Origin of the sequence: Aminobacter sp. SR38 (assembly GCF_014843375.1) — a bacterium.
GTDB lineage: Bacteria > Pseudomonadota > Alphaproteobacteria > Rhizobiales > Rhizobiaceae > Aminobacter > Aminobacter ciceronei.
Genome location: NZ_CP062113.1, coordinates 39394 through 64709 on the forward strand (window position 1 = coordinate 39394; position 25316 = coordinate 64709).

General features: G+C 64.1%; 23 protein-coding genes. 8 read left to right on the top strand and 15 right to left on the bottom strand.

The genetic code is table 11. The features are described 5' to 3' along the window. The 3 genes from IG197_RS28130 to IG197_RS28140 are packed head-to-tail and all read right to left on the bottom strand — an operon-like array spanning position 1 to position 3062. A complete protein-coding gene (locus tag IG197_RS28130) occupies positions 1 to 852 on the bottom strand; it encodes a carbohydrate ABC transporter permease (protein WP_192320355.1) in 852 nt (283 codons plus the stop codon). Next, positions 849 to 1787, bottom strand: coding sequence for a carbohydrate ABC transporter permease (locus IG197_RS28135; RefSeq protein WP_067968462.1), 939 nt, complete (start codon positions 1785 to 1787; stop codon positions 849 to 851). Before IG197_RS28135 ends, IG197_RS28130 begins: the two co-directional genes overlap by 4 nt. Positions 1788 to 1805: 18 nt before the next feature. Then, on the bottom strand, positions 1806 to 3062 hold the full coding sequence (locus IG197_RS28140; protein ID WP_192320357.1) for an extracellular solute-binding protein: 1257 nt from the start codon (positions 3060 to 3062) through the stop codon (positions 1806 to 1808). A gap of 298 nt (positions 3063 to 3360) precedes the next feature. Between IG197_RS28140 and IG197_RS28145 the strand changes: the two genes are divergently transcribed. The 3 genes from IG197_RS28145 to IG197_RS28155 are packed head-to-tail and all read left to right on the top strand — an operon-like array spanning position 3361 to position 7898. Continuing rightward, entirely contained in the window at positions 3361 to 4575 is a 1215-nt protein-coding gene (locus IG197_RS28145; protein ID WP_371746580.1) for an ROK family protein, read from the top strand. A gap of 25 nt (positions 4576 to 4600) precedes the next feature. Then, complete coding sequence (locus IG197_RS28150) at positions 4601 to 7006, top strand: PIG-L family deacetylase (RefSeq protein ID WP_192320361.1); 2406 nt, start codon at positions 4601 to 4603, stop codon at positions 7004 to 7006. Continuing rightward, entirely contained in the window at positions 6990 to 7898 is a 909-nt protein-coding gene (locus tag IG197_RS28155; RefSeq protein ID WP_192320363.1) for a DMT family transporter, read from the top strand. The genes IG197_RS28150 and IG197_RS28155 overlap by 17 nt, the downstream gene beginning before the upstream one ends. A 105-nt stretch (positions 7899 to 8003) precedes the next feature. On the opposite strand, the gene IG197_RS28160 is transcribed toward IG197_RS28155, so the two are convergent. From IG197_RS28160 to IG197_RS28195, 8 genes are all read right to left on the bottom strand, one after another. Beyond that, positions 8004 to 8237, bottom strand: a complete 234-nt coding sequence (locus IG197_RS28160) for a hypothetical protein (protein WP_192320364.1) — start codon at positions 8235 to 8237, stop codon at positions 8004 to 8006. 71 nt (positions 8238 to 8308) lie between these two features. After that, the gene (locus IG197_RS28165) at positions 8309 to 9094 is read right to left on the bottom strand and encodes a FadR/GntR family transcriptional regulator (protein ID WP_184770487.1); all 786 of its coding nucleotides are present in this window, start codon (positions 9092 to 9094) and stop codon (positions 8309 to 8311) included. Beyond that, the gene (locus tag IG197_RS28170) at positions 9091 to 10173 is read right to left on the bottom strand and encodes a four-carbon acid sugar kinase family protein (protein ID WP_192320366.1); all 1083 of its coding nucleotides are present in this window, start codon (positions 10171 to 10173) and stop codon (positions 9091 to 9093) included. Before IG197_RS28170 ends, IG197_RS28165 begins: the two co-directional genes overlap by 4 nt. Then, positions 10170 to 11162 (bottom strand): ABC transporter ATP-binding protein, encoded by a 993-nt coding sequence (locus tag IG197_RS28175; RefSeq protein WP_192320368.1) that lies wholly within the window; start codon positions 11160 to 11162, stop codon positions 10170 to 10172. The genes IG197_RS28170 and IG197_RS28175 overlap by 4 nt, the downstream gene beginning before the upstream one ends. Continuing rightward, positions 11162 to 12172, bottom strand: coding sequence for an ABC transporter ATP-binding protein (locus tag IG197_RS28180; protein ID WP_192320370.1), 1011 nt, complete (start codon positions 12170 to 12172; stop codon positions 11162 to 11164). The genes IG197_RS28175 and IG197_RS28180 overlap by 1 nt, the downstream gene beginning before the upstream one ends. Then, positions 12169 to 13134, bottom strand: a complete 966-nt coding sequence (locus IG197_RS28185) for an ABC transporter permease (protein WP_371746581.1) — start codon at positions 13132 to 13134, stop codon at positions 12169 to 12171. The genes IG197_RS28180 and IG197_RS28185 overlap by 4 nt, the downstream gene beginning before the upstream one ends. 1 nt (position 13135) lies before the next feature. Further along, complete coding sequence (locus tag IG197_RS28190) at positions 13136 to 14092, bottom strand: ABC transporter permease (protein ID WP_192320372.1); 957 nt, start codon at positions 14090 to 14092, stop codon at positions 13136 to 13138. Between the two features lie 82 nt (positions 14093 to 14174). After that, positions 14175 to 15824, bottom strand: coding sequence for an ABC transporter substrate-binding protein (locus IG197_RS28195; protein ID WP_192320374.1), 1650 nt, complete (start codon positions 15822 to 15824; stop codon positions 14175 to 14177). A gap of 383 nt (positions 15825 to 16207) precedes the next feature. Here IG197_RS28195 and pdxA point away from each other — a divergent pair, with 383 nt between their 5' ends. The 4 genes from pdxA to IG197_RS28215 all read left to right on the top strand — a co-directional run bounded on the left by pdxA (position 16208) and on the right by IG197_RS28215 (position 20483). Next, positions 16208 to 17197, top strand: a complete 990-nt coding sequence (gene pdxA, locus IG197_RS28200; RefSeq protein WP_192320376.1) for a 4-hydroxythreonine-4-phosphate dehydrogenase PdxA — start codon at positions 16208 to 16210, stop codon at positions 17195 to 17197. Next, complete coding sequence (locus tag IG197_RS28205) at positions 17194 to 18099, top strand: dihydrodipicolinate synthase family protein (protein ID WP_192320378.1); 906 nt, start codon at positions 17194 to 17196, stop codon at positions 18097 to 18099. Before pdxA ends, IG197_RS28205 begins: the two co-directional genes overlap by 4 nt. A gap of 79 nt (positions 18100 to 18178) precedes the next feature. Then, a complete protein-coding gene (locus tag IG197_RS28210) occupies positions 18179 to 19315 on the top strand; it encodes an exo-alpha-sialidase (RefSeq protein WP_192320639.1) in 1137 nt (378 codons plus the stop codon). Between the two features lie 37 nt (positions 19316 to 19352). Then, the gene (locus IG197_RS28215) at positions 19353 to 20483 is read left to right on the top strand and encodes an iron-containing alcohol dehydrogenase (protein WP_192320380.1); all 1131 of its coding nucleotides are present in this window, start codon (positions 19353 to 19355) and stop codon (positions 20481 to 20483) included. Positions 20484 to 20595: 112 nt separating this feature from the next. On the opposite strand, the gene IG197_RS28220 is transcribed toward IG197_RS28215, so the two are convergent. Beyond that, positions 20596 to 21474 carry an MBL fold metallo-hydrolase gene (locus IG197_RS28220; protein ID WP_192320382.1) on the bottom strand — a complete coding sequence of 293 codons (879 nt, stop codon included), beginning with the start codon at positions 21472 to 21474 and terminating at the stop codon, positions 20596 to 20598. Positions 21475 to 21477: 3 nt separating this feature from the next. Beyond that, positions 21478 to 22959 carry an aminotransferase class V-fold PLP-dependent enzyme gene (locus tag IG197_RS28225; RefSeq protein WP_192320384.1) on the bottom strand — a complete coding sequence of 494 codons (1482 nt, stop codon included), beginning with the start codon at positions 22957 to 22959 and terminating at the stop codon, positions 21478 to 21480. Positions 22960 to 23067: 108 nt separating this feature from the next. Here IG197_RS28225 and IG197_RS28230 point away from each other — a divergent pair, with 108 nt between their 5' ends. Then, positions 23068 to 23538 carry an Lrp/AsnC family transcriptional regulator gene (locus IG197_RS28230; protein ID WP_192320386.1) on the top strand — a complete coding sequence of 157 codons (471 nt, stop codon included), beginning with the start codon at positions 23068 to 23070 and terminating at the stop codon, positions 23536 to 23538. A 6-nt stretch (positions 23539 to 23544) separates the two neighbouring features. Here the strand turns inward: IG197_RS28230 and IG197_RS28235 are convergent, their stop codons facing one another. Both IG197_RS28235 and IG197_RS28240 read right to left on the bottom strand, forming a co-directional pair. After that, positions 23545 to 24153, bottom strand: coding sequence for a histidine phosphatase family protein (locus IG197_RS28235; protein ID WP_192320388.1), 609 nt, complete (start codon positions 24151 to 24153; stop codon positions 23545 to 23547). A 61-nt stretch (positions 24154 to 24214) separates the two neighbouring features. Further along, a complete protein-coding gene (locus IG197_RS28240) occupies positions 24215 to 25309 on the bottom strand; it encodes an ABC transporter ATP-binding protein (protein WP_246340752.1) in 1095 nt (364 codons plus the stop codon). Between the last annotated feature and the right edge of the window lie 7 nt (positions 25310 to 25316).

Consider the following 25316-nt stretch of genomic DNA (forward strand, 5'->3'; position numbering starts at 1 on the left):
TTATCCCTTGAGCCCGGCGAGCATGACGCCGCGGACGATGTAGCGCTGGAGCACGAGGAAAACGATCAGCGTCGGCAGCGTGGCGATCGCAGCACCCGTCATGATCATTTCCCACTGGATGGACTGTTCGACCGCGAAGCTCGATAGGCCGACCGGCAAGGTGTAGAGTTCCTTGCTGGTGGTCACGATCAGCGGCCAGAAGAACGCGGTCCAATTGCCGAGGAAGGTGAAGATGGCAAGCGCGGACAGAGCCGGTGTCACCAGCGGCATCGCCACTTTCCAGAAGATCTGGAACTCGTTCAGGCCATCGACGCGGGCTGCCTCGAGGAAATCGTTGGGCACGCCTTCGAAGAACTGCTTCATCAGGAAGGTGCCGAAGGCCGTCATCATGCCGGGGAACATGATGCCCCAATAGCTGTCCAGCCAGCCGAGATTGGCCGACATCAGGTACCACGGGATGACGAGCATCTCGGTCGGGATCATCAGCGTCGACAGGATGGCCAGGAAGATGAAGTAGCGGCCGCGGAATTCGAACTTGGCCAGCGTGTAGCCGACAAGGCTGTCGAAGAAGACATTCGACAGCGTCACCATGACGGCGACGAACATCGAGTTGAAGAACCAGCGCATGAAGCGCCCGTCGGCCAGGATCGCGATGTAGTTGGCGAAGGTCGGCGCTGCCGGAATGAGCCTGAGGTCATAGACCTGGCCGGCCGTCTTGAATGACGTCGAGAACATGAAGGCCAGCGGCGTCACCATGATCAGGCCGCCGATGAACAACAGCGTCCAGGCGAGGATGCGGCCGGGCTTGACGTTGGCGTGGGACAGCGCCGGCGTTTGGGTGACGGCACTCATTTCTTTTCCCTCAGGATCCAGAGCTGCAACAGCGATACGAACAGCAGGATGGTGAACAGCACCACTGTCTGGGCCGCCGCATATCCCATCGCGTAGGACGAAAACGCCGTCTGGTAGATCATCAGCACCAGCGGCTTGGTCGAGCCGAGCGGGCCGCCCGGGTCGTTGGTGGTCATGTTGTAGACCTGGTCGAAAATGCGCAGGAAGCCGATCGACGAGAACACGACGAGAAACACGGTTGTCGGCTTGAGCAGCGGTAGCGTGATCTTGCGCAGGATTGCCCATTCGCCGAGGCCGTCGATGCGCGCCGCCTCGTAGAAGGTGTTGGGGATCGACCGCAGGCCGGCCATGAAGATGATGATCTGGAAGCCGAGGCCGGCCCAGATCGCCGTCAGCATGATCGACGGCAAGGCCTGGTCGACCGAGCGGATGAACGGCTGCTGGGGGATGCCGAGCGTGCCGAGCGCATTGTTGATCACGCCGATCGGTGCCGGCTGGTAGAACCAGCGCCACACCCAGGCCATCGCGGCAGCCGTGGTCAAATAGGGCAGGAAGTAGAGACCACGGATCAACCCGTGCATGAAACGCACGCGATCGAGATGGTAGGCAATGACGAATGACAGCAACAGGCTGATCGGCGTGCCGACGAGCAGATAGGCAAAGGTGTTCTTGAACACCTTCCAGAACTGCGGGTCTGCGAACAGCTTCTCGTAGTTGGCCAGGCCGATGAACTGCGGCGGCTTCAAAAGGTCCCAGTTGGTCAGCGAAAGCCAGAAGGCTTCGATGGTCGGGTAAAAGCGGATCACCGAATAGAACAGGATCGGCAGAGCGAGGAAACTCCACACCCACACCAGCCGCTTCGTCCGCATGGAACGGCGTTCCCAGAAGGTCGCGCCGGGGCGGCTCAGCGCCGCCCCCTGTTGATCCGCTGTCACAGACATCAAGCCTTCGCCTTACTTCGGGGCTGCTGCGTCGATGATCGCCTGCTCGGCCGCTGCGGCCTGTGCGAGCGAATCCTTCACCGACTGGCCTTCGAGCAGCACGCGGTTGGCCATGTCGATGGTGGTCTGGCGCTGGGCTGCCTCATCAACGAACATGGTGGTGCGGGCGTATTCGAGGCCCTTGAGGAACGGGCCGTAGACCGGATCGGCAAGATTGGCTTCGGTCATGGCCGCCGAACGGCGTGCCGGCAGCTCGCCGACCGTCTTCAGCCAGACGTCCATCGCCTCGGGCGAGGAGATGTAGGCCAGGAACTTCTTCGAGGCTTCGAGCTTCTCGCCGCTGGTCGTCGCCGAGATGCCGTTGGCGAAGTAGCTGGCATAGTTGGAACGGGTGCCGTCGGCATTTGCCGGCAGTTCGGTCACGCCCCACTCGAAGCCTTCGATCGACTTGAAGGCGCCGAGACGGAAGGTGCCGTCGATGGTCATCGCCGCCATGCCGGCACGGAAGGCCGCCTGGCCTTCGTCCATGAAGCCGGCCTGGCCGATCTTCTTCTCGGTCTGCAGGTCGGTGTAGAACTTCAGCGCCTTTTCACCGGCTTCGGTGTTGTAGGCCACCTTGCGGTCGCCGTCGGTGTAGGGCTGGCCGCCGAACTGGCGGACCAGCACTTCACGCCACCACTGGTGATCCTGGCCGGCCATGTCGAGGGTCGAGCCGGCGACGATCAGATTGCCGGCGGCGTCACGCTTGGTCGCCTTCTCGGCGGCGGCAACGAACTCGTCGAGCGTCTTGGGCGGGTTCGCCGGGTCGAGGCCGGCTTCGGTGAACAGCTTCTTGTTGTAGAAGAGCGCCAGCGACCGCACGGCGGTCGGCAGGCCGTAATAGTCCTCGCCGCGCTTCATGGCGCTGACGATCGGGAAGAATTCGCTTTCGATCTTGTCGTGCGGGAACGCATCGGTCGGCAGCGGCTGCAGCAGGCCGCCGGCAACGAACTTGTCGAGCCAGCCGTAGAACAGCTGCATCACGTCGGGGCCCTGGCCGCCCATCTTCGCAGCGATGACGCGCGTCTGGTAGTCGGCATAGGGGAAGGTCGTCTGCTTGACGGTGATGTCAGGATTGGCCTTCTCGAAGTTCTCGATCAGCTGGTCCATCGCCTTGACGCGCGAGTCGAAGACATACTGCCAATATTCGATCTCGACGGCCTGCGCCGCGTTCATAGCCAGTGTGCTGAAACCAGCAATCAGACCGGCAAACAAGGTTGCTTTACGCATATTAGCCTCCAAATGCGCCCATCGGATATCCCGAACCACGGGCGACCATTATCCCCTTGGCCCGATTTTTCTCGCAGTCGAGAAACGGGCCACTCGCTTAAATTCATGGGCCATCGAACGCGGGCGGAACACGCCCGACAAAACTGACACCAAGGAGCTGCGGATCCTCCCCGCACACTCCCTCTACGGTTCCCTTTCATCAGCCGTTTGTCAATAAGATAATCTACTTGAATTAATCTATTGCAGCCAACGTCGCTTCCGCGTTATCAATTTTGCAACCGAGGTCAGGATGGGCGAAATGGCATTTCAGCCGGGCAGCACGCATCAGGTCACATTGGGCAACAACCCCGAGCGCAGCCGCGACCATAACCGTCGCGTGGTGCTCGACGTCGTGCGCCGGAACGGCGCCCTGGGGCGCATGCATATTGCCCGGCTGACGCACCTGACAGCGCAAGCCATCGCCAACATCGTTGACGAGCTGGTCAGCGAAAACCTGTTGATGGAGACCGGGCGCCTGCGTTCGGGCCGTGGCCAGCCGCCGATCCAGTTCGCCGTCAACCCCGACGGCGCCATGACCATGGGCATCGAGATGGCCTCCGACCACATGGTGTCGACAGTGCTCGACCTGTCGGGCCAGCCGCGTTCCAGGCGAATCATGCCGGTCAGCGACACCAGCCCGAGCCAGGTCATCGCGCATCTGCGCGCCGAGCTCGATGCGGTCAGGTCGACGTTCAAGTCGCGGCTGCTCGGCATCGGCGTGGTGATGCCCGGCCCGTTCGAGATCGAAGGCATGACCTCGGTCGGCCCGACGACGCTGCCGGGCTGGGCAAACATCGATGCGGCAAGCCTGCTCAGCGAAGCCTGCGGCGAGCCGGTGACAGTGGAAAACGACGCCAATGCGGCGGCCGTCGGCGAACGCTTCTTCGGCGCCGGCCACACCATCTCCAGCTTCTGCATGGTCTATTTCGGCGCCGGTCTCGGCCTCGGCATGATCCAGGACGGCACGCCGTTCCGCGGCGCCTTCGGCAATGCCGGCGAAATCGGCCATGTCGTCGTCGTTCCCAAGGGCAGGGCTTGCCCATGCGGCCAGCATGGTTGCCTCGAGCGCTACGCCTCGGTCCATGCGCTGCGCGAAAAGCTGTGCGAGGCAGGCATCCCCGACTGCGATTTCGCCGACTTCTCCGAACTCCATGCCAAGCGCCATCCGGTGCTGCTGGCGTGGATGGAGGAGACCGCGACCTATCTCGCGCCGATGATCGCGATGATCGAAAACATCCTCGACCCCGAAACGGTGATCCTTGGCGGCGTGTTGCCGGACGCGATCATCGACGAGCTGATCGAGCGGATGGGACCGTTGCCCATTTCCGTCGCCAGCCGACGGACCCGCGCCCTGCCCCGCGTCATGCGCGGCCAGACCGGGCAATACACGGCGGCACTCGGTGCCGCCGCGCTGCCGCTGTTCGAGGTGGTCACGCCCAAGCTCGAAACCGCCGCCACAGCGACCACCGAATAGCAGACTGGAATACCGGAGGACCTGAATGCCGAGCGCCCGCGAACGTATCGAAAGACAAAAGGCCAGCCCGTCGCTGCTCAGGCTTCACCGTGCCCTCAGCCGTCTCAGCTCTACCGTCACCATGATGAACACCGGCGCTCATCCCGATGACGAGCAGAGCGGTCTGCTTGCGTATTTCCGCTTCGGCCTCAGCATGCGCGTCATCGTCGCCTGCTCGACGCGTGGCGAAGGCGGCCAGAATTCACTCGGGCCGGAACGCCTTGGCGTGCTCGGCATGATGCGCACGCGCGAAATGGAGGAGGCGGCGCGCGCGCTCGACGCCGACGTCGTCTGGCTCGGCCATGGCCCCGATGACGAAGTGCATGATTTCGGCTTCTCCAAGGACGGCGACCAGACCTTCACCCGCTGGGGCGAGATGCGCACTGTCGAACGGCTGGTGCGCGCCTATCGCAGCGAACGGCCCGACATCGTCATTCCGACCTTTCTCGATGTCCCCGGCCAGCATGGCCACCACCGCGCCATGACCCGCGCCGCCGAAAAGGCGATCAGGCTTGCCGCCGACCCGCAGGCGTTCCCGGAACATTTCAAGGAAGGCATGAGCCCCTGGCAGGTGGCGAAGTATTATCTGCCGGCCTGGTCGGGCGGTGGCGACACCTATGACGACGAAGTGCCGCCGCCAGATGCGACGGTTGTCGTCGACGCGCCCGGCCGCGAGCCGGCGACCGGGGTGGAATATGACCGCATTGGCGAATGGTCGCGCTATTACCATGCCTCGCAAGGCATGGGATATTGGCCGAATACACCTAAGACACGCTGGCCGCTGCACCTGCTGCTGGCCGCCAACGGCACAAAGACCGAGACGTCGGTGCTCGACGCGCTGCCGGCGACGCTCGCCGATCTTGCCGCATCACGCGACCTCTCCTATGAAGCCGCGCAGGCACTGAAGGCCGCCGGTTTGGCCGTCGACAAGGCAATCGCCGCATTTCCACACGCCGATGCCATCATCGCAGCCCTCACCGAAGCGGCTGCCCAGCTTGCCGCTGCCCGCAGCAGTGCATCGCCCGCCTTCCTCGAGCTCAATCGCCACCGCCTCGACCGCAAGGCGCGCGAGATCGACGCCGCCTTGATCGAAGCCGCCGGCATCTTCGACCGCGCGACGCTGTCGCCGTCGACAATGTCGCCTGATGAGACGGCTGAACTCACTGTCGATCTGGCCCCCGCCGGCGACAGTCGTTCTGTCGAGGTCGAAGCTGTCCTGCCCAACGGTGTCACGGCCAAGGCGGAGGCAGGCACCGGACGCCGGCGCAGCCTGAAGATTGTGGCTACAGCCGACGCCGCCTACACAAGACTCTATCCGCCGTCATGGTCCACGCTCGGCGGCAATGGCGACGCCTATGTCGTCATCTCGGCAAAGTTTGGCGATCACACCGCCCGTGCCACCTTCGACCTGGAGGAGCCATTTGCCGTGCTGCCGGCAAGCTCGGTCGCGATGGAGCCCGAAGCGCTGATCGTGCCGCTCGACGGCACTAGGCGTGAATGGCCGATCAAGCCTGTCGTCGCAGGCAAGGATGCGCCCGTCTCACTCAACATGGAGGACGGCTGGTCGCTGGCCCAGGCGGAAGTCGGCCAGGTCATCCGCGCACCGGAAACACGTGTTGCCGGGCCAACCACCATCACCCCGATGGTCGGCGGCAGGCCGGCATTACGTTTGACCCCGATTGCCTATCCGCATATCGGCCGCGTCACCCACCGCCAGCCGGAAGCGCTGCGCGTGCTCACGCTCGACCTCAAGCTGCCGCAGGGTGCTGTCGTCGGCTATGTCGGAGCCGGCGCCGACCGCGTCGGGCTTTGGCTCACGCGCATGGGGCTCGACGTCACCGAGCTCGACGCCAAGGCATTGGCCGGAGACCTCAGCCGCTACACATCAATCGTCGTCGGCATCTTTGCCTTCGGCATTCGCAAGGATCTGGCAGCAAGCACCGAGAAGCTGCACCGCTTCGTCGAAAATGGCGGCCACCTTGTCACCCTTTACCACCGCCCGACCGACGGTTGGGATCCACTAGCGACGCCGCCGAGGAAACTCGAGATCGGCTCGCCGTCTTTACGCTGGCGCGTAACGGATCCGACCGCCGAGGTTACGGTGCTGGTGCCGGACCACGTCCTGCTCAAAGGGCCGAACATCATCGGCCCGCAGGACTGGTCCGGCTGGAACAAGGAGCGCGGGCTCTACTTCGCCGCGCGCTGGGACGAGGCCTACCAACCGCTGCTGGCGATGCACGACGCCAACGAACAGCCGCTGATGGGCGCTCTGGTCTCTGCCGAGATCGGCAAGGGCCGCCATACCCACACCAGCCTCGTCCTACATCACCAGATGGACAAGCTGGTGCCGGGAGCATTCCGCCTGATGGCAAATCTTGTCCAGCCAGCCTGACGGCACGGTGACGCCCGAGGCGGGGGACGAGCGTCACAAGGCCAACCGCGAAGGCATCGTCTGGGTGCTCGCAGACATGCTGCTGGTCTCCGGCGGCATGACGGCGCTCGTCAAGGCGCAAGGGCTCGTCTATCCGGCGTTCCAGCTCGTCTTCATCCGGGCGATGATCGGCTTGCTGTTCATCCTGCCGCTGATCTGGCGCCATCGTCACCACATTCGTCACACCAGGCATCCCTGGCAGAACGTCTCGCGCATCAGCTGCAACGCCATCGCGCTGACCAGCCAGTTCATGGCCTACACGCTGCTGCCGCTGGCGGTGGTCAACGCGCTGAGCTTTTCCAGGCCGCTCGTCACCATGGCCATGGCGGTCGCCTTCCTCGGCGAGACCGTTTCGCGGTTGCGCTGGGTGGGTGCCGCCTTTGCCTTCGCCGGCGTGCTCGTCATGCTGGCGCCGGGCGGCGTCGAGTGGAATCTCGGCTTGCTTGCAGTGTTTGCTACGATCGTCTTCGGCTCGCTCGCCATCATCCAGACACGCATGCTGCGCGACGAAAACACGACCGTGATGATGGTATTCTACACTGTCGGCCTTGCGGTCATCACCGCTGTTCCGGCCATCTTCGTCTGGCAGCCTGTCAAGACCTTCGACTGGGTGCCCCTGCTCGGCATCGGGCTTCTGGCACAGGCCGGTCAATACTGCTTCCTGCGCGCCTATCGCCTTGCCGATGCCAGCGTGCTCGCGCCGATCGGCTATCTCTCGATCGTCATCACGACTGCCGCCGGCTATGTCTTCTTCGCCGAAGTGCCCGACCAGCGCATCGTCATCGGCGCAATCGTCATCCTCGCCGCGTTGCAGACGACCGCCTATCTCGAACGCCGCGCCAACAGGAAGTGACGTCCCGTGCACGATTCGTGACCGCCATACACAGGCGGTCGCCAAATTCCTGACCCGACGGCCCCGCGATGCGGAATGGACCGCCTGGCACGAGGTCGGGAAAGATCAGCTGGTGACGCCCATCACCTTGCCGAGATAGGTGACATACTCGCCGAATTTCGGCATTGCACGTGTCGCTGCGGCGTTGCGCGGACGCGGCAGGTCGATCACCACTTCCTCGATGATCTTGCCCGGCCGGTCGGCCATGACCAGCACCCGGTCGGACAGGAACACCGCTTCGGCGATGCTGCGGGTGATCAGCATCACCGTCTTGTGATGCTCCTGCCAGACGCGCAGCAACTCGACATTGAGCTTGTCGCGGGTCAGCGCATCGAGCGCGCCAGCGCGGCTGAAGTTCAGCCGACCAGAGGTCAGCGTGAGAGGTCGAGCACCTTATTTTCGAACAGGCGGTTGCGCGAGCCCTCGAGGTGCTCGCGCATGCGGTCGCGCGCCAACTCCGCCTCGCCTGCGGCAATCGCATCGCAGATGCCCCGATGCTCGTCATAGACCTGTTCGAGCTTGGTCAGCGGGCCCATCAGCGACAGGCCGTGCAGGTTCATGCCAACGGCGATGTGTTGGCGCAGCGCATCGAGGCAGGCGGTGTAGTAGTGATTGTTGGCAGCCTCCGCCACCGAGCGGTGAAACAGGAAGTCGACATCGGAGCGGTGGGTCTGGTCGCGTGTCGCGTCGCGCAGTTCCGACAGCGCGGCGCGCATCTTCTGCATCGCGGCGGCGTCGTGGCGAAGTGCGGCGAAATAGGCAGCCTCCGGCTCGATTGTCAGGCGGAACTCGTAGCAGCGCTGGATATCGGCAATGGTCTTGACCGGGGAGAAGCCGAGGCTGGTCTTCTGGGTGTCGAAGACACGGACATAGGTGCCCGAACCCTGGCGGGAATAGACGAGGCCGACCTCGCGCAGGCGGCCCAGCGCATCGCGCACCACGGGTCGGGAGACGCCGAGCAGCGTCGCCAGGTCGTGTTCACCCGGCAGCTTGGACCCCGAGGGGAACTCGCCTGAGACGATGCGCTCCTGCAACTGGTCGAACACCTTGTCGACCAGCTTGGGCGCCTTGGAAACACCCTTGCTGCCGTTGCCCGATTTTTCGCCGGTGTCGGTGGTATCAGGCTCTGTTCCGTCCTGCTGCAGTTCGGTCGTCATGTGTGTCCCGCCTGTTCCCCGCTCGGTGGCCGCAAGAGATCGGAGAGAACCGCGACCGTCCCGAATCCGCCGGATTTTACGACACAGCGCAGCCCCTCGCCATGGTGTGTCGCAATGGTGAACCAGGGCAGGCCCGGCGCAACCTCGCCCTGCGGAAATAACACGTCGGCGCCAAGCGCGCCAAGTATGGCCAACGCGGTATCGCCGCCGCCCATGACCAGCGTCGAGGGGCGCATCAGGTAAACGGCATCGGCGACGGCTTCGGCGAAGCGTGCAGCGATACGTGCCGGCTGCTCGATCATCTCTCCGATGCAGCGCACCACCGTCGGCAAGGTGCAGTCGGCGGGCAATGCGAAACGGCCGTTTGGGGCGTCGATGATCTGGACGTGGCGACAATCCTCCAGCAATCGGGCAACCTGCTGGTCGGTGATAGGATCGCGCGAGCCGAAGGCGAACAACACGCTCCCGTCGCTTTCAAATGAGACGGCAGGCTTCGAATTGTCGTTGGCCTGCAGACGACGGGCGAAGGCCAGGCCCAGCCCCCGTGCCCCGACCGCAACGCTGTTGCTCCAGTCGGTGCCAGCGACGACCTGATCGAGATCGGCGTCGGTGTCAGCGTTGCGGACGGAGACGCGCCTGGCAATTCCAGAAAATATCGGCAAGACAGGCAAAGGCATATCGACACCGCGACCGACGACCGCACCGTCGCGTGTGGTACGGCCCTGGTCCGGAACGGCAGGTGCCACCACCAGAGCCTCGCGGCCCGAGGCCTCGGCCAGCGCATCGGCCTCGGCGCCGACATTGCCTTTCAGCCGGGAGTCGATCTTCTTCATGACGATGCCAGGGGCATGCGGCATCAATCGGCTCGCCACGTCGCGTATCCGGGCTGAGGCGACCTCCACCGGCAGCGCTCGCGAAGCCGTGCTCACGGCAAAGACGTCGGGTTCGCTCGCCAGCGCCTTGCCGGTCGCGTCGGGTGTCATCGCCACCGCCACCTTCAGTCCCGATGCGACGAAGGGCGCCGAGGTATCGAGCGCTCCGGTCAGGTCGTCGGCCACGATGGCGAGCATCAGCGTCATCCTGCGGTTCCCATGTCGACGGCATGGCAGGCAACGTGGTGGCCGGTGACCACCTCGCGCCACTCGGGCACGACGGCCCTGCACTTGTCCATGGCGATGGGGCAGCGCGTGTGGAAACGACAGCCGGCCGGCGGCGAAAGCGGGCTCGGCACGTCGCCGACGAGGATCTGCCGCTGCCGCGTCTTCTCCAGTTCCGGGTCCGCTTCCGGCACGGCGGAAAGCAGCGCCTTCGTGTAGGGATGCAGTGGGTTGGAAAACAGCTGTTCGCGTGTCGCGAGTTCCGCAAGACGGCCAAGATACATCACCCCGACCCGGTCGCTGATATGACGCACGACGGCGAGGTCGTGGGCGATGAAGAGATAGGTCAGGCCGTATTTTTCCTGCAGATCGAGCAGCAGGTTGATGATCTGCGCCTGCACCGACACGTCGAGCGCCGAGATCGCCTCGTCGCAGACGATGAACTTCGGCTGGCAGGCAAGCGCCCGCGCAATGGCGACGCGCTGGCGCTGACCACCCGACAATTCATGCGGATAGCGCTGGGCAAAGCGCGCGGGCAGGCCGACATCTCCAAGTAGGCGCGCCACGCGCTCGGGAAGCTCGGCTTTGGTGGCAAGCCTGTGGAACAGGATTGGTTCGCCAACGACTTGGCCGATGGTCATGCGCGGGTTGAGCGTCGAATAGGGATCCTGGAAGACGATCTGCAACTCGCGGCGATAGGCCCGCATGCGCTTTTCGTCGAGCGAGACGATGTTTTCACCCTGGAAGATGACCTTGCCCGACGTCGCCTTCTGCAGGTTGAGCAGCGTGAAGCCCGTCGTCGACTTGCCGCAGCCGGATTCGCCGACCAGCGACAGCGTCTCGCCGGCGAAGATGTCGAAGTTGACGTCGTCGACCGCGTGCACGGTGGCGCCGCGCTCGCCAAAAGCGCCGAGGCGGACGACGAAATGCTTGACGAGGTTCTCGACCTTGATCAACGGTTCGGCAGCCATCACGCGGCCTCCTTCATCTGGCGCTGGGCGACGAAGCAGGCGACGCGGTGGCCATTGCTGCCGACAACCGGTTCGAGCGCCGGCACACGTTCGTGGCACACAGCTTCGGCCAGCGTGCAGCGTGGCGCGAACGGGCAGCCCTTGGGGCGGCGGCCCGGCTCGGGCGGGGTGCCGCCGATCGAGGACAGCCGGCTCGCACGCTCGTCCGACAGCTTCGGGATCGAGGCCAACAATCCGCGTGTGTAGGGATGGGTCGGCCGGGCAAAGAGTTCGCCAACCGGAGCATCTTCGACCACGGTTCCGGCATAGAGCACGGCGACACGATCAACCAGGCCGGCAATCAGTGCGAGGTCGTGGGTGATCCATACCACCGACATGTTGAGCTTCTTGCGCAGGTCCTTCACCAGGTCGACGATCTGCGCCTGGATGGTCACGTCGAGCGCCGTCGTCGGCTCGTCGGCGATCAACAGTTCCGGGTCGCAGGCAAGGCCCATGGCGATCATCACGCGTTGACGCATGCCGCCCGACAGTTCGTGCGGATAGGCCGTGATACGTTGCTCCGGGCCCGGGATACCGACCAGCCTCAGCAATTCGATCGCGCGCATGCGCGCTTCGGCCTTGTTCATGTTGCGATGGTAGACCAGCGGCTCGCAGAGCTGGTCGCCGATGCGCATCACCGGGTTGAGCGAGGTCATCGGGTCCTGGAAGACGAAACCGATCTTTCCGCCGCGCACCTGGCGCAACTCCGACTTCGACATCTTTAACAGGTCGCGGCCGGCGAACTCGGCGGTGCCGCCCTTGACCTTGATCTTGTTGGGCAACAGCCGCACCAGGGAGAGCATGGTCAGGCTCTTGCCGCAGCCGGATTCACCGACGACGCCGACGGTCTCGCCTTTGCCGACGGTGAGGTTGATACCGTCGACGATGACAGCAGGACCACGGCGGGTTTCGATCTCGATGGTCAGGCCGCGAACGTCGAGCAGCGGCTTCTGGATTTCGGGAGCCGTCATTTGCTGCCCCTCGGGTTGAGAGCGTCGTTGAGGCCATCGCCGAGGAACGAGAAGGCGACGGTGGCGAGGCCGAGCACGGCGGCGGGAGCGGCCAGCAGGTGTGGGTAGTGCTGCCAGACGCGCAGGCCGTCGGAGATCATGTTGCCCCAGCTTGGCGTGGGCGGATTGACGCCGACGCCGAGGAAGGAGAAGGCGCTCTCCAGCACCATCGCCGTTCCGAGCCCAGCGCTGACCGAAACAATCAGCGGCCCAATGGCGTTGGGCACGATGTAGCGCATCAGGATCAGCCGGTTGGTCAGGCCAAGTGCGCGGGCGGCGGTGACGTAGGGCCGGCCGCGGATCGACAACACCTGGGCGCGCACCAGGCGGGCATAAGGCGGCCAGCTGATCAGCGCCATCGAACCGAAGACCAAGAGGAAGTCGACCCAGATGGTTTCGCGGTAGAAAGGGTTCAGCGTCGCCTGGTAGCGCGCTTCCATCCAGGCGGTGATCGGCGTCTTCAGCGAAGCGTTGATGACCACGACCAGCAATAAGTTGGGCACCGACATGGTCATGTCGGTGAACCACATGACGATGCGGTCGAACAATCCGCCGAAGAAACCAGCCATGGCCCCGAGCGCCACGCCGATGGCAACTGCGATTGTGGTGACGACGATGGCCACCACGAAGGCCGTGCGGGTACCGTAAACGACACGGGAGAAAACATCGCGGCCGAGATCGTCGGTGCCGAACAGATGAGCCAGCGACGGCGCCTGGTTGCGGGCGTTCAGGTCCTGGGTCAGGAAGTCGTAAGGCGTCAACCAGGGGCCGAAGACAGCGACGAAGGCGAGCAGGACGACCACGGCGAGACCGGCGACCGCCAGCTTGTTGCGGACCAGGCGGTGCCAGGCATCGCGCCACAAGCTGACGGTGGGCTCGTCGTCGGCCACTGACGAGGAGAGATTGACGGGCGTGATCGTCATGTCAGCGGCTCCTCATCGTGTCGTTGGCGCGCGGATCAAGCAGCGGATAGAGCACGTCGACCAAAAGGTTTGACAGCATCACCAGGAACGAGCCGATCAGCGTGATGGCCAGGATGACGGGATAGTCGGAATTGGTCAGCGCCGAGACGGTCAATCGGCCGAGGCCGGGCAGACCGAATACCAGCTCGACGAAGATGGCGCCGTTGACGATAGTGATCATGATCAGGCCGAGCTGGGTGACGACGGGCGTCAGCACCGGCCTGAGGATGTGGCGGAAGGCCACCACCATCTCGGGCACGCCCTTGGCGCGAGCGGTGCGAACGAAATCCTCCGACAACACCTCGATCACGGCGGCCCGGGTCTGGCGCACGATCAGCGCGATCGGCTGGAACGAGAGCACGAGCAACGGCAAAATAATACGCACGTCGAAGATGCCGCCCCAGCCGTAGGGAACACTGCCGCCGGGCAGGATGAGGATCAGGAGCACCATCAGCAACGGACCGGCGACATAGGCCGGGATGGCCCACAGGAACAGTGCCGAGCCGAGGATCGTGTAGTCGACCTTGGTGTTCTGGTTCATCGCCGCGATCATGCCGAGCGGAACGGCAACGACGGCGGTTAGCACGACCGCGCACAGGCCGAGCTTAAACGATACAGGTGCGGCGGCTGAAACCATTGCCCAGACCGAGCGGCCCGAGGTCAGCGAATTGCCGAAATTGCCCTGGATCAGGTTGAGGATGTAGCTGCCGAACTGGACGAGGAACGGCCGGTTGAGGCCGGCGGCATCGCGGATCGCCTCAATCTTTTCGGGATTGTAGGCGACGTCGCCCGGCGCGCGCAGGAAGATCAGCTTGATCGGGTCGCCGGCGCCAAAATAGGCCATGGCATAGACCGCCAGCATGACCAGCAGAACGGACGGAATCCACAGCAGCAGCCGTGTTGCAATATAACGCAGCATGGCGGGCGGCCTCCCACCGCACGGTTAGTCCTAACGAGGAGCATAACACGGGGGCCGAGCCCCCGTGCGCGTCATCGCCGCATCAGCCGATGGTGATTTCCCAAGGGGCGACAACCTGCCAGTCGAGGTTCTTGTCGATGCCCTTCACATTTGCATTGGCCCAGCGCGACATCGCCTGTGCGTACCAGGGGATGAAGGTCCAGTCCTCGCGGAAGGCCTTCTGGGCTTCCTGGGCGAGAGCGACGCGCTGCGGGTCGTCTGCCGCCTTGGTGGCGGCTTCGGCCAGCAACTGGTCGACTTTGTCGTTCTTGTAGCCGCCGAGCTTGTTCTGAGCGTTGGACGAGGTCGAGGCGATCGAGCCGGCGAGATAGCTCGCGGCGTCGGGCACGCGCGTGCCGACATCGTCGCGGAAGATCTGCACAGCGTTCTGGTCGGGGCCGGCGTAAGCGTCCTGCTGCGGCTTCATGTCGACGGCGGTGATGCCGAGATTCTGGCGCCACTGCTCGGCGATGAATTGGGCCGCCGCTTCGTTTGCCGGCGAGGAGATGCCGACGAACAGGATCTTGGGCAGGCGCTCCGGCCCGCCATAGGTCGACTCGGCGAGCAGCTTCTTGGCACCTTCCGGATCGTAGGGGTATGGCTCGAAGCCGGAATTGTCGGCGCCGGGCACCGAGTTGAGCACCTGGTCGGTCTTCTTGTGCGGGCCGTCGGGGAACGATGCCTTCATCAGTCCGTCGCGATCGACGGCCATGATCAGCGCCTGGCGAACCTTCGGATCGTCCATCGGTGCACGCTTGGAATTGAACCAGAAGTGCTGGCTGGTTGGGATCAGCGGGCCTGAGGCGAATTCGGCGCCAAGGTCCTGCACGATTGTCGAGGTGACGAGCTCGGTGTGGGCGTTGAACTCGCCCGACTTGAGCAACGAGGTTGCCGTGACGTTGTCCTCGATCGAGGTGATCTCGATGCGGGCCAGCTTCGGCTTAGGACCGAAGAAATGCTCGTTCGGCTCGAACACCAGCTTGCCGGCGTCGATGTCGATGCTGGTCAGCTTGAACGGGCCGGAATAGACCGCACCTGCATCGGGCGTGAACCAGTCCTGGATCTCGTTGCCGTCCTCGCCGCGTGACTGCGATGCCTTGGTGATCGGCACAATGTGATTGGCGACGCGCATGAAATAGATCGGGTCGGCCTCGTTCAGCGTCACGACGACAGTGCCTTCGTCGGGTGTGACGACGCCGGAAATGGTATTCGCACTGCCGCCAGTCACTTCGGCAAAGCCTGCGACCTTGGCGAGCACCTGGTCGGCACGCTGGCTCTTGGTGCCGGGCATGGCCGCCACGTTCCACGACCCGGCGACGTCGGCCGAGGTGATCTTACTGCCGTCCGAGAAGGTCGCCTTGGGGTCGAGCTTGAATGTCCAGATCTTGGAATCGGCCGAGCCTTCCCAGCTGGCGAAGACATAAGGATGGATCTTGCCTTCGCTGTCGAAATACATCGGCGAGGCCCACCACGCCGAGTTCCAGCGATAGGGCACGCCACCGCCGCGCAGCGGCGACCAGTCCTGATTGAAGGCCGGATTGGCGACCTTCAGCACCTGCCCTTCCTGAGCGAAGACGATCTTGGCGTTGAGGCCGAGCAGCGTGAAGCCCACAGCGCTGCCCAGGCCGAGCCTGAGCGCGTCGCGGCGGGTCATCCCGGCACGCGACGGAGTCTCGGTGTTCCGTTTCGACATCACAATTTCCTCCCTGAAACCCGTGAACGGCGATGCTCTGGTCAGTCGAAAGGCAACAGACACGGAAGCGGCTACCGTGGCCGAACAAATGCCGCCATATTGTAAACATGTCAATTCATTTTTTCAGATCGCCACCCAAAATAATCAGGCATTGGTAAAATGGCATCTAAATACCATCGTAATATCATACTGTTAGCACATTCATCGCGACGATCCGTTGACCCCGGGAGGAAAAAGCAACTTGACAACTTGTCTGCTTGTGGTCAGTTTTCCGGCCATAGTCCAAGTGCAGTTGGCACCGCGGGTGCATGTGCTCGGGAGGATTCCAGGCAGCCGCGCACCACAACCCTGGTGTCGCCGGCAGACAAGACGGACAGGGAGCGATGGCGAGTTCTAGCCGCACGATAGGCATCACCATGGGAGACCCCGCAGGGGTTGGCCCCGAGATCATCTGCAAGTCGCTCGTCGAGATGAGCGCCGCCGACCGCGCCACCATCCGCGTCTTTGGCAATCGCGACAGCCTTGAGGCTGCGGCCAAGATCGTCGGCGCAGCGCTGAAATTTGCACCCGCCTCCGACGGTGCCGACACGGTTGCCGTCGAGCATGTCGCTATCGACGGCGGCCCGATCGCCTTCGGCAAGATCGACACCCGCGCCGGCGACGCCTCGTTCCGCTTCATCGCACGCGCGGTGGAAGCTGCGACCGCCGGCGAGATCGGCTGCATCGTCACCGCCCCGATCAACAAGGAAGCGCTGAACCTTGCCGGGCACCACTATGACGGCCACACCGGAATGCTGGCGCATCTCACCGGATCGCGCTCATCCTGGATGCTGCTAGCTGCCGAGCGCATGTCGGTCATCCATGTCTCGACCCACGTGTCGCTCAAGGAAGCAATTGCCCGGGTCAGGCCGGAGCGCATTCTCGAGACCATCCGCACCGGCTATCGCCACCTGCGCCGCATCGGCGTCGAAAACCCGCGCATCGCGGTCGCCGGCCTCAACCCACATTGCGGTGAAAATGGCCTGTTCGGCACCGAGGATGACGAGTTTATCGCACCAGCCATCGCCGCGGCCAAGGCCGAGGGCATCGACGCCTACGGACCGGTGCCACCTGATACAGTCTTCCACCGCGCCTATTCCGGCGCCTTCGACCTCGTCGTCGCCCAGTATCACGACCAGGGCCACATCCCGATGAAGCTGGTGGCCTTCGACAGCGGCGTCAACATCTCGCTTGGCCTGCCGATCGACCGCACTTCCGTCGACCATGGCACCGCCTTCGACATTGCCGGGACCGGCAAGGCCAACCACGTCAACATGAATGCGGCGATCGCCTATGCGCGCAAGCTTGCCGGAACGCCCCGGGTGACAGCATGACGAAATTCGCAATCTCTGGCGTCTTCTCCGCCGCCGCCACGCCGATCAATGCCGACCTTTCGCCTGACCACGGCCTGCTCGCGGCGCACTGCCAGCGGCTGCTCGATGAGGGCTGCCATGGCGTTGCTCTGCTCGGCACCACGGGTGAGGCCAATTCATTCTCGCTTGGCGAGCGCAAGGCGATGCTGGAGAGCGTCGTCAAGGCAGGAGTCGGGGTCGACAGACTGATGCCCGGCACCGGCGTCGCGGCCATCCCCGAGACCATCGACCTGACCCGCCATGCGTTATCCATTGGGATCGACAAGGTGGTGATGCTGCCGCCCTTTTACTACAAGGGTGTATCAGACGACGGCCTGTTCGACGCCTATTCACGCATACTTGAAGGCATCGCCGACGATCGGCTCAAGGTCGTGCTCTACCATATCCCGCAGGTGTCGGGCATTGCGCTGTCCGTGGAGCTCGTCGGCCGTCTGATCAAGGCTTTCCCAGGGACCGTCGTCGGCATCAAGGAATCCAAAGGCGACTTCGCCAACATGCAGGCGCTGGTGAAGGCCTATCCCGGCTTCGCCGTATTTCCAGGTGCTGACCCGCTAATGCTGCCGCTTCTGCGCGAAGGCGGCGCCGGCTGCATCACCGCCACCTCAAACCTGATAGCGGATTCGCTGCGCACGGTGTTCGACAACCATGCCAATCCGGCCGAGGAAGCCAAGGTCGAGGCGGCACAGGCGCGCGTCAATGCTTGGCGCAATCTCTCCAACAGCTACGCCCAGATCCCGACCATCAAGGCGATGGTCGGCCTGAAGCACGGCGAAAAGGCATGGCAGCGTCTGCGGCCACCGCTGGTCGGGCTGAGCGAAGGCGAGATCGACGCTCTCAGGCCGCAGCTCGAACAGCTGCCGTAAGGAGGGTTCCATGACCACGATTACGGCACCAGCGGCCCCAGATGCAGCAGTTCTGACCCACGCCGAGGTCGCCGCCCGCATGGACGGCAAAATGCGCGCGACCGCGCCCGGCCGCACTGAGGCCTTCCTGCCGTCGCCGACAGTGCAGAACCACGCCGCCAACCTTTCGCTGCTGCCCGACGGTACGCTCGCCTGCGTCTGGTTCGGCGGCACCATGGAGGGCATGGGCGACATCTCGATCTACATGTCGCGCCTGGCGCCCGGCTCGGACGTCTGGTCGGAACCGGAGAAGATGTCGGACGATCCCCAGAAGTCCGAACAGAACCCGATGCTGTTCAACGCGCCCGACGGCAAGGTCTGGCTGCTCTACACCTCGCAGACCTCGGGCCACCAGGACGGCGCCGTGGTCAAGCGCCGCATCTCTGCCGACGGCGGCAAGACCTTCGGCGAAGTGGCTGTCCTTTGTGAAATCCCCGGCACCTTTGTGCGCCAGCCGATCATCGTCAACGACCGCGGCGAATGGCTCTTGCCGGTTTTCCGCTGCATCGGGGTACCAGGTGCCAGGTGGAGCGGCGACGCCGACACTGCTGCCGTGCTCATCTCAACCGATGCCGGCGCAAGCTGGACCATGCACGACGTGCCCGACAGCATCGGCGCCGTGCACATGAACATCGTGCCGCTCGACGGCGACGAGATGGTGGCAGTCTACCGCAACCGCTTTTCCGAGCAGGTGCTGCGCAGCCATTCGTCCGACGGCGGCCGCAGTTGGAGCGCGCCTGAGCCGACTGACCTGCCGAACAACAACTCCTCGGTGCAGGCCGTGCGCGCGAGCGATGGCCGCCTTGCCATCGTCTACAACCACGCCAACGCCTCGATGTCGGAGGACCGCCGGCAGTCGCTCTATGACGAGATCGAAGGCGAAGAGACCGAGGCACCCGCTGAGGCAGCCGAGCCGGTCGGCCGCAAGGCCGTCTGGGGCGTGCCGCGCGCACCGCTCAGCCTCGCCTTCTCCTCCGATGGCGGCGAGCGCTTCGGCGGCCGCATCGATCTCGAGACCGGCGACGGCTTCTGCCTGACCAACAATTCCAAGGACGGGCTGAACCGCGAATTCTCCTACCCGTCCATCCTCGCGACCCCCGACGGGGCGATCCACGTCGCCTTCACCTATTTCCGCCGCGCCATCAAACACATCCGCCTCTCGCCGGGAACATTCTGACCATGCGCGACGGCGGCAGCCACCTGGAGCACTGACGATGAACGGTCTCAACACGCCCATCACGATCGTTCGACCGCCCGTCATCGAGTTCGGCCCCGGCGTCGTCTCGCGGCTGGCCGGCTGGGTCAAGGCACGCAACATCAAGAAGGCTCTCGTCGTCGCCGACGCCTTCAATGCCGCCCGCGTCGACACGCTCGCGCTCGGCGTCGAGACGGTCGTCTTCGGCGAGGTAAGGCCCGAGCCGGACCTTCCCAACCTGGACAAGGTGCTTGAACTCGCCGCCCGTTCGGAGGCGGACTTGGTCATCGGTTTCGGCGGCGGCAGCGCCATGGATCTCGCCAAGCTGGTCTCGGTCATGGCCGGCACCGGCCAGCGCCTGCAGGACATCGTCGGCACAGGCAAGGCGGCCGGGCGACGGGTAGCCCTCGCCCAGGTGCCAACGACATCTGGCACCGGCAGCGAGGCAGGCATTCGCGCCTTGGTCACCGATCCTGAAACGCAGGCCAAGCTCGCCGTCGAAAGCATCGAGATGCTGGCCGACATCGCCATCGTCGATCCGGCGCTGACGATGACCGTGCCGCCAGCCGTCACTGCTGCAACAGGCGTCGACGCCATGGCTCACTGCGTCGAGGCCTACACCAACAAGAAGGCGCATCCGATGATCGACCTCTACGCGCTGGAAGGCGTGAAGCTGGTCGGCCGCTATCTCACCCGCGCGGTCAAGGACGGCAGCGACGTCGAGGCCCGCGCCGGCCTGGCGCTCGCCTCGCTCTATGGTGGTTTCTGCCTCGGCCCGGTCAACACGGCAGGCGGTCACGCGCTCGCCTATCCGCTCGGCACGCGCTGGCACGTCGCCCATGGTGCTGCCAACGCGCTGATCTTCCCGCATGTGCTTGCCTTCAACCTTCCAGCAGCTGTCGAAAAGACGGGCCATATCCTTTCAGCGCTCGGCCTGCCCGCAGCCTATGCGGTGCAGGACGTGTTCGGGTCGACGTGCGACTATTGCGCCTCGCTCGGCATCGAGATGCGCCTGTCGAAGCTCGGAGTGCCGGAAAACGACCTGGAGACGATGGCCGATGACGCTTTCGCCATCCGCCGCCTGCTCGACAACAACCCGCGCGAACTGGCACGCGACGATATCCTGTCGATCTATCGCGCGGCTCACTGAACCGCATGTGACAGCACGTGCCGCGCTGTCCTGGCGCGGCCGGGCGATGGTTGGTGCCCTAAGCGCCTGCTGCTTGCCGTGTCGGCCCAGCTGATCGCCGCTCAACTGAGGCTCAGCCCCAGGCGGCCCCGTTCAGCGCATCGAGAGGAAACTTGAGGTAGCGCTGGCCGTTGGCTTCGGGCTCGGGAAGCCGGCCGCCGTTGATGTTGATCTGCAGCGCATGCAGGATAAGCTTGGGCATCGGCAAGGTGCTGTCGCGCTCGTTGCGGAAGGCCACGAATTCCTCTTGCAGCGCATAACGCGTCAGGTGGATGTTCTGGTTTTTCTGGGCGGCCACTGTGCTCTCCCAAAGCGGGGTGCGCCCGCCCGGCTGGTAGTCGTGCCCGACGAAAATGCGGGTGTCATCAGGCAGCGCCATGATGTCCTGGATCGTCGACCATAACGCATTGGCGCTGCCGCCGGGGAAATCCGTACGTGCGGTGCCGCTGTCCGGCATGAAGACGGTGTCGTGGACGAAAGCTGAATCGCCGACGACATAGGTGACGGATGCCAGCGTGTGACCGGGCGAGAACATCACACCCGTCCTGATGTCGCCGATCTCGAAGGTGTCGCCCTTGTCGAACAGGCGGTCCCATTGCGAACCGTCGGTGCGGAGCTCAGGCCAGTTGTAGATACCGGCCCAGAGTTTCTGCACGTCCACGATGCGCGCCCCGATCGCCGTCGGCGCACCGGTCTTTGCCTTCAGATAGGACGCCGCCGAGAAGTGGTCGGCATGCGGATGGGTGTCGAGGATCCACTGGATCTCCAGATCCTGTTCGCGAACATGGTCCAGCAGCTTGTCGGCGTTGACGGTTGCGGTTGCGCCCGATTTCTCGTCGAAATCGAGGACCGGATCGATGATGGCGCATTTTCGGGTTCGCGGGTCGGAGACGACATACTGCACCGACCAGGTGCGTGGGTCGAAAAAGGCAGCGACGTCTGGTCTTGCCATCTCTCAAGCCTCGGCCATTTCGGCAGCGCGCGGATAGAAGATCGCACGGCTGGCATCGAAATCGTAGCGCTCCTGATACTGCACCGCGTCCGAAGCCAGCTTCAGGACCGCATCGAGGATGAACTGCACTTTCTCTTCCGGCAACAGCACGCTGAAATTGAGCCTGACAAAACCCGGCTTGCTGATCTCGTCGCCGGCCAGGATCGCTTGGCGCATGCGCTCAGATTCCGTCTCGCCGATCGACAGCAGGCGATGGACATAAGGCCCGGCACAGGCGCAGCCGCCACGCGCCTGGATGCCGAAACGATCGCTGAGCATGCGGGTCACCAGTTGCTGGTGAACATAGCCGCCCTTGCCGTCCCTGACCCGGAACGAAAAGATCGGCAGCCTTTGCGGCTCCAGCGCACCGAGCAGCTCGATGTTGCCGGCGTCGTTCCAGGCCGACATGGCGCGGCTGGTCAGTTCGGCATTGCGAGCCCGCATCGCGTCCGCGCCGAGCGCTTCCTTGACCAGGAAGGCTAGGGCCGCGCGGATGTCGCCGACCACATTGGGCGTGCCCGCCTCTTCCCGCGCTTCCAGGCTGGTGCTGTAATCGTGGCCCGAGGGCGAGACGAACTTGACGGTGCCGCCGCCGGGCCATGACGGCTTGTCAGTCGTAACCGCATCGCGGCGGACGATCAGCACGCCCGAAGCGCCCGGACCGCCAAGGAACTTATGCGGCGAGACGACCACGGCATCGATTTCAGCGCCTGATACCGGCGACATGGCGATCGGCATGTAGGGTCCCGCACCGGCGTAGTCCCAGACGATCTTGGCGCCAGCCGCCTTCGCCTGCCTAGTGATGGCAGCGACATCGGTAATGATGCCGGTGACGTTGGAGGCAGCCGAAAACGCGCAGACGGTGAGGTCAGCCTCCCATTGCAGCACTTCGTCCAGTGCGACGAGATCAGGTCCACCGGCAGCGCATTCGGCGATCTCGATCACCTCTGCCCCGCTTTCGCGCCAGGGCAGGATGTTGGAATGGTGCTCGTAGGGGCCGATGATGACACGGACCTGCTTGCCAACGGCAACGGCATCGGCAACGCCCAGAAGCTTGACCAGCCGATTGATGCCGGCCGTCGCGCCCGATCCGGCGAAGATGACCGCATGCCTGTCGCTCGCGCCGCAGCATGCGGCGATCGCCGCGCGCGCCTCGCGGCGCAGGCGGGTCATCATGCCGCCGCAGTAGGAAGCCTCGGTGTGGCTGTTGGCATAATAGGGCAAGACTTCCTCGAGCACGAAGCGCTCGATCTGCATCAGCGCCCGACCTGATGCGACATAGTCGGCATAGACCATGGGCTTGAGACCGAACGGACCGTCGATCTTCGCGTCCTTGCCGACAAGGCCGCTGCGCAGCTCCGCGACGACGTCACGTACGGCAAGGCACTCCTTGAACTTGTCCAGCAAGCCGGTGCCGCCAGGCTTTTCGCAGCGCTCGGTCTTCATCGAATCTCTCCCGCAACCAACTCAAGGCGATTCTAATCGGATGTGGGAGATGAAACCTCATCGTTTTCGCACGACTTTGGCACCAACTTGGGTCATATGATCTGAATCATGGAAAAAATCGACGAAATCGACAACAAGATTCTGGCGTGCCTGCAAAAGGACGGTGCGATCTCGCAGCGCGACCTGGCCGAGCGTGTCGGGCTGTCGCAAAACGCCTGCTGGCGCCGCCTCCAACGGCTCAACACATCAGGCTTGATCCGCGGCACCCATGCCGACATCGACCTTGCGGCACTCGGCTACGACCTGACCGTGTTCGTCATGATCCGCACCCGCCACCACTCCAAGGAATGGGCGGACAATTTCCGCAAGCATGTCGAACGCATGCCCGAGGTGACCGACTTCTACCGCATCGGCGGCGACTGGGACTATCTGATCAAGGTGGTGACCAGGGGCATGGCGGGCTACGACGCCTTCTACCAGAAGCTGATCACCAACTTCGACCTGGCGACGGTGACCGGTTTCTTTTCCATGGAAGCGATCATCGAGAACCGCGCCGCGGACCTCGCCCGGCTACGCTAAATCCGATCAAGCCAGCGCGTCGATCATCGTCTCCTGGCCGCCCGAGAGCCAGAAGGCCGCGGTTTGTGGCTCGCAATAGGCGAGAATGTCCTCAGGTGCCGCACCTGTGTAGACCCCGCGCAGCGCCCGCAGGCTGACACTGTGGGCGACCACGACATGCGGCGTCGAGCGGTCGAGACCGACGAGCCAGGACCGCATGCGTGCCATCAGTTCGACATGGCTCTCGCCACCAGGCATCGCATAACTCCAGGGATCGGCGCGGTCGGCCTCGAACTGCTCGGGAAACGCCTGTTCGATTTCTTCGGCTGAGCGTCCCTCCCAGACGCCGAAAGCACGCTCGACAAGCGACGTCTGGTCGACGAAGCAGTCGAAGGAGACACCCCAGACATCGGCGAGTATCGACGCCGTCTGGCGGGCGCGGCCGAGCGGGCTGACCCAGAATCTGGCGTCCTTGCAAGCGGCGACCCGCACCGCGAGATGTGTGCCCACCTCAAGTGTCCGCCGCACGCCATTGGCTGTCAGCGGCGTGTCCTTGTGACCCTGCAGGCGGCCGGCGACATTCCACTGGGTTTCACCGTGGCGGATGACGAGCATATCGGGAAAATGAAAAGGCATAAATTTCTGCGTGCTGAAAATGGGAGGGATGGGCCGCCGAGCGATGCCGGCGGCCATGATGTCATTCGGCGAGCCATTGCGCCGACGAGGGCTGCAGCCCGACCGACGTCCGGGCGCCAGTTTCGAGCAGTGCGTCACCGGAATGGAAGGGCACGTCCACCAACACCGACGCGGTGCCAACCTGCACGCCGTAGCGCACGGTTGCGCCGAGAAACTCTCGATGTGTGATGGTTCCTGCCAGCGCCACGGCGTCTGATGCAACGGTGCCGATGGTTGCGTATTGCGGCCGGAAGACGAGCTTGGCGCCGCGTGGCACGGTGGTCCCTGCCGGGATAGGAATACTGCCCGCACCCGGCACTTCGAACAGGCGATCCGCACCGCTTCCGACGACATGGCCGTCAAGGATGTTCGCCGTGCCGAGGAAGTTGGCGACGAACAGGTTCGCCGGCTTCTCATACAGCCCCATCGGCGTGCCGACCTGCTGGATTCGGCCTTCGTTGAACACGGCGATGCGGTCGCAGACGGTGTTGGCCTCCTCCTGGTCGTGGGTAACGAAGATGGTCGTCAGCTGCAGCCGCTGCTGCAATTCACGCAGCTCGCGCCGCACCTCGACACGCATCTTGGCGTCGAGGTTCGACAACGGCTCGTCGAGCAGCAGCACCTTGGGCTCGATGGCGATGGTGCGGGCGAGCGCGACGCGCTGCTGCTGTCCGCCCGACAGCTGGGCGGGACGCCGCCCGGCCAGATGCTTGAGCCCAACCAGGTTGAGCGCGGCATCGACACGGCGCTCTACCTCGGCCCGCGGCAACCGGCGCTCTTCCAGTCCGAAGGCGACGTTGCGGGCCACCGTCATGTGCGGCCACAAGGCATAGGACTGGAACACCATGCCGATGTCACGTTTCCAGGGCGGCATGTCGAGTACGTCGACGCCGCCGACGACCACGCTGCCCTGGCGGGCGGTGTTGAAGCCGGCGATCAGCCTGAGCAAGGTGGTCTTGCCGCAGCCCGAAGGCCCGAGAAAGGCAAAGAATTCGCCCGGCTGGATTTCAAGATTGATGTCCTTCAGCACCTGCAGGTCGCCGTAGAACAGGTTGACGTCGCGAATGCTGATCGCCTTGGCGGGGCTTGGCGCAAGGCCGGTGGTGCTAGCGTTCATGTTCATT

What these genes read in the sequence shown, in the direction of transcription:
- IG197_RS28130 (WP_192320355.1), bottom strand. Translation starts at nt 852, where the DNA reads ATGAGTGCCGTCACCCAAACGCCGGCGCTGTCCCACGCCAACGTCAAG.
- IG197_RS28140 (WP_192320357.1), bottom strand. Translation starts at nt 3,062, where the DNA reads ATGCGTAAAGCAACCTTGTTTGCCGGTCTGATTGCTGGTTTCAGCACA.
- IG197_RS28145 (WP_371746580.1), top strand. Translation starts at nt 3,361, where the DNA reads ATGGCATTTCAGCCGGGCAGCACGCATCAGGTCACATTGGGCAACAAC.
- IG197_RS28150 (WP_192320361.1), top strand. Translation starts at nt 4,601, where the DNA reads ATGCCGAGCGCCCGCGAACGTATCGAAAGACAAAAGGCCAGCCCGTCG.
- IG197_RS28165 (WP_184770487.1), bottom strand. Translation starts at nt 9,094, where the DNA reads ATGACGACCGAACTGCAGCAGGACGGAACAGAGCCTGATACCACCGAC.
- IG197_RS28170 (WP_192320366.1), bottom strand. Translation starts at nt 10,173, where the DNA reads ATGACGCTGATGCTCGCCATCGTGGCCGACGACCTGACCGGAGCGCTC.
- IG197_RS28175 (WP_192320368.1), bottom strand. Translation starts at nt 11,162, where the DNA reads ATGGCTGCCGAACCGTTGATCAAGGTCGAGAACCTCGTCAAGCATTTC.
- IG197_RS28180 (WP_192320370.1), bottom strand. Translation starts at nt 12,172, where the DNA reads ATGACGGCTCCCGAAATCCAGAAGCCGCTGCTCGACGTTCGCGGCCTG.
- IG197_RS28185 (WP_371746581.1), bottom strand. Translation starts at nt 13,134, where the DNA reads ATGACGATCACGCCCGTCAATCTCTCCTCGTCAGTGGCCGACGACGAG.
- IG197_RS28190 (WP_192320372.1), bottom strand. Translation starts at nt 14,092, where the DNA reads ATGCTGCGTTATATTGCAACACGGCTGCTGCTGTGGATTCCGTCCGTT.
- IG197_RS28195 (WP_192320374.1), bottom strand. Translation starts at nt 15,824, where the DNA reads ATGTCGAAACGGAACACCGAGACTCCGTCGCGTGCCGGGATGACCCGC.
- pdxA (WP_192320376.1), top strand. Translation starts at nt 16,208, where the DNA reads ATGGCGAGTTCTAGCCGCACGATAGGCATCACCATGGGAGACCCCGCA.
- IG197_RS28205 (WP_192320378.1), top strand. Translation starts at nt 17,194, where the DNA reads ATGACGAAATTCGCAATCTCTGGCGTCTTCTCCGCCGCCGCCACGCCG.
- IG197_RS28210 (WP_192320639.1), top strand. Translation starts at nt 18,179, where the DNA reads ATGGACGGCAAAATGCGCGCGACCGCGCCCGGCCGCACTGAGGCCTTC.
- IG197_RS28215 (WP_192320380.1), top strand. Translation starts at nt 19,353, where the DNA reads ATGAACGGTCTCAACACGCCCATCACGATCGTTCGACCGCCCGTCATC.
- IG197_RS28220 (WP_192320382.1), bottom strand. Translation starts at nt 21,474, where the DNA reads ATGGCAAGACCAGACGTCGCTGCCTTTTTCGACCCACGCACCTGGTCG.
- IG197_RS28225 (WP_192320384.1), bottom strand. Translation starts at nt 22,959, where the DNA reads ATGAAGACCGAGCGCTGCGAAAAGCCTGGCGGCACCGGCTTGCTGGAC.
- IG197_RS28230 (WP_192320386.1), top strand. Translation starts at nt 23,068, where the DNA reads ATGGAAAAAATCGACGAAATCGACAACAAGATTCTGGCGTGCCTGCAA.
- IG197_RS28235 (WP_192320388.1), bottom strand. Translation starts at nt 24,153, where the DNA reads ATGCCTTTTCATTTTCCCGATATGCTCGTCATCCGCCACGGTGAAACC.
- IG197_RS28240 (WP_246340752.1), bottom strand. Translation starts at nt 25,309, where the DNA reads ATGAACGCTAGCACCACCGGCCTTGCGCCAAGCCCCGCCAAGGCGATC.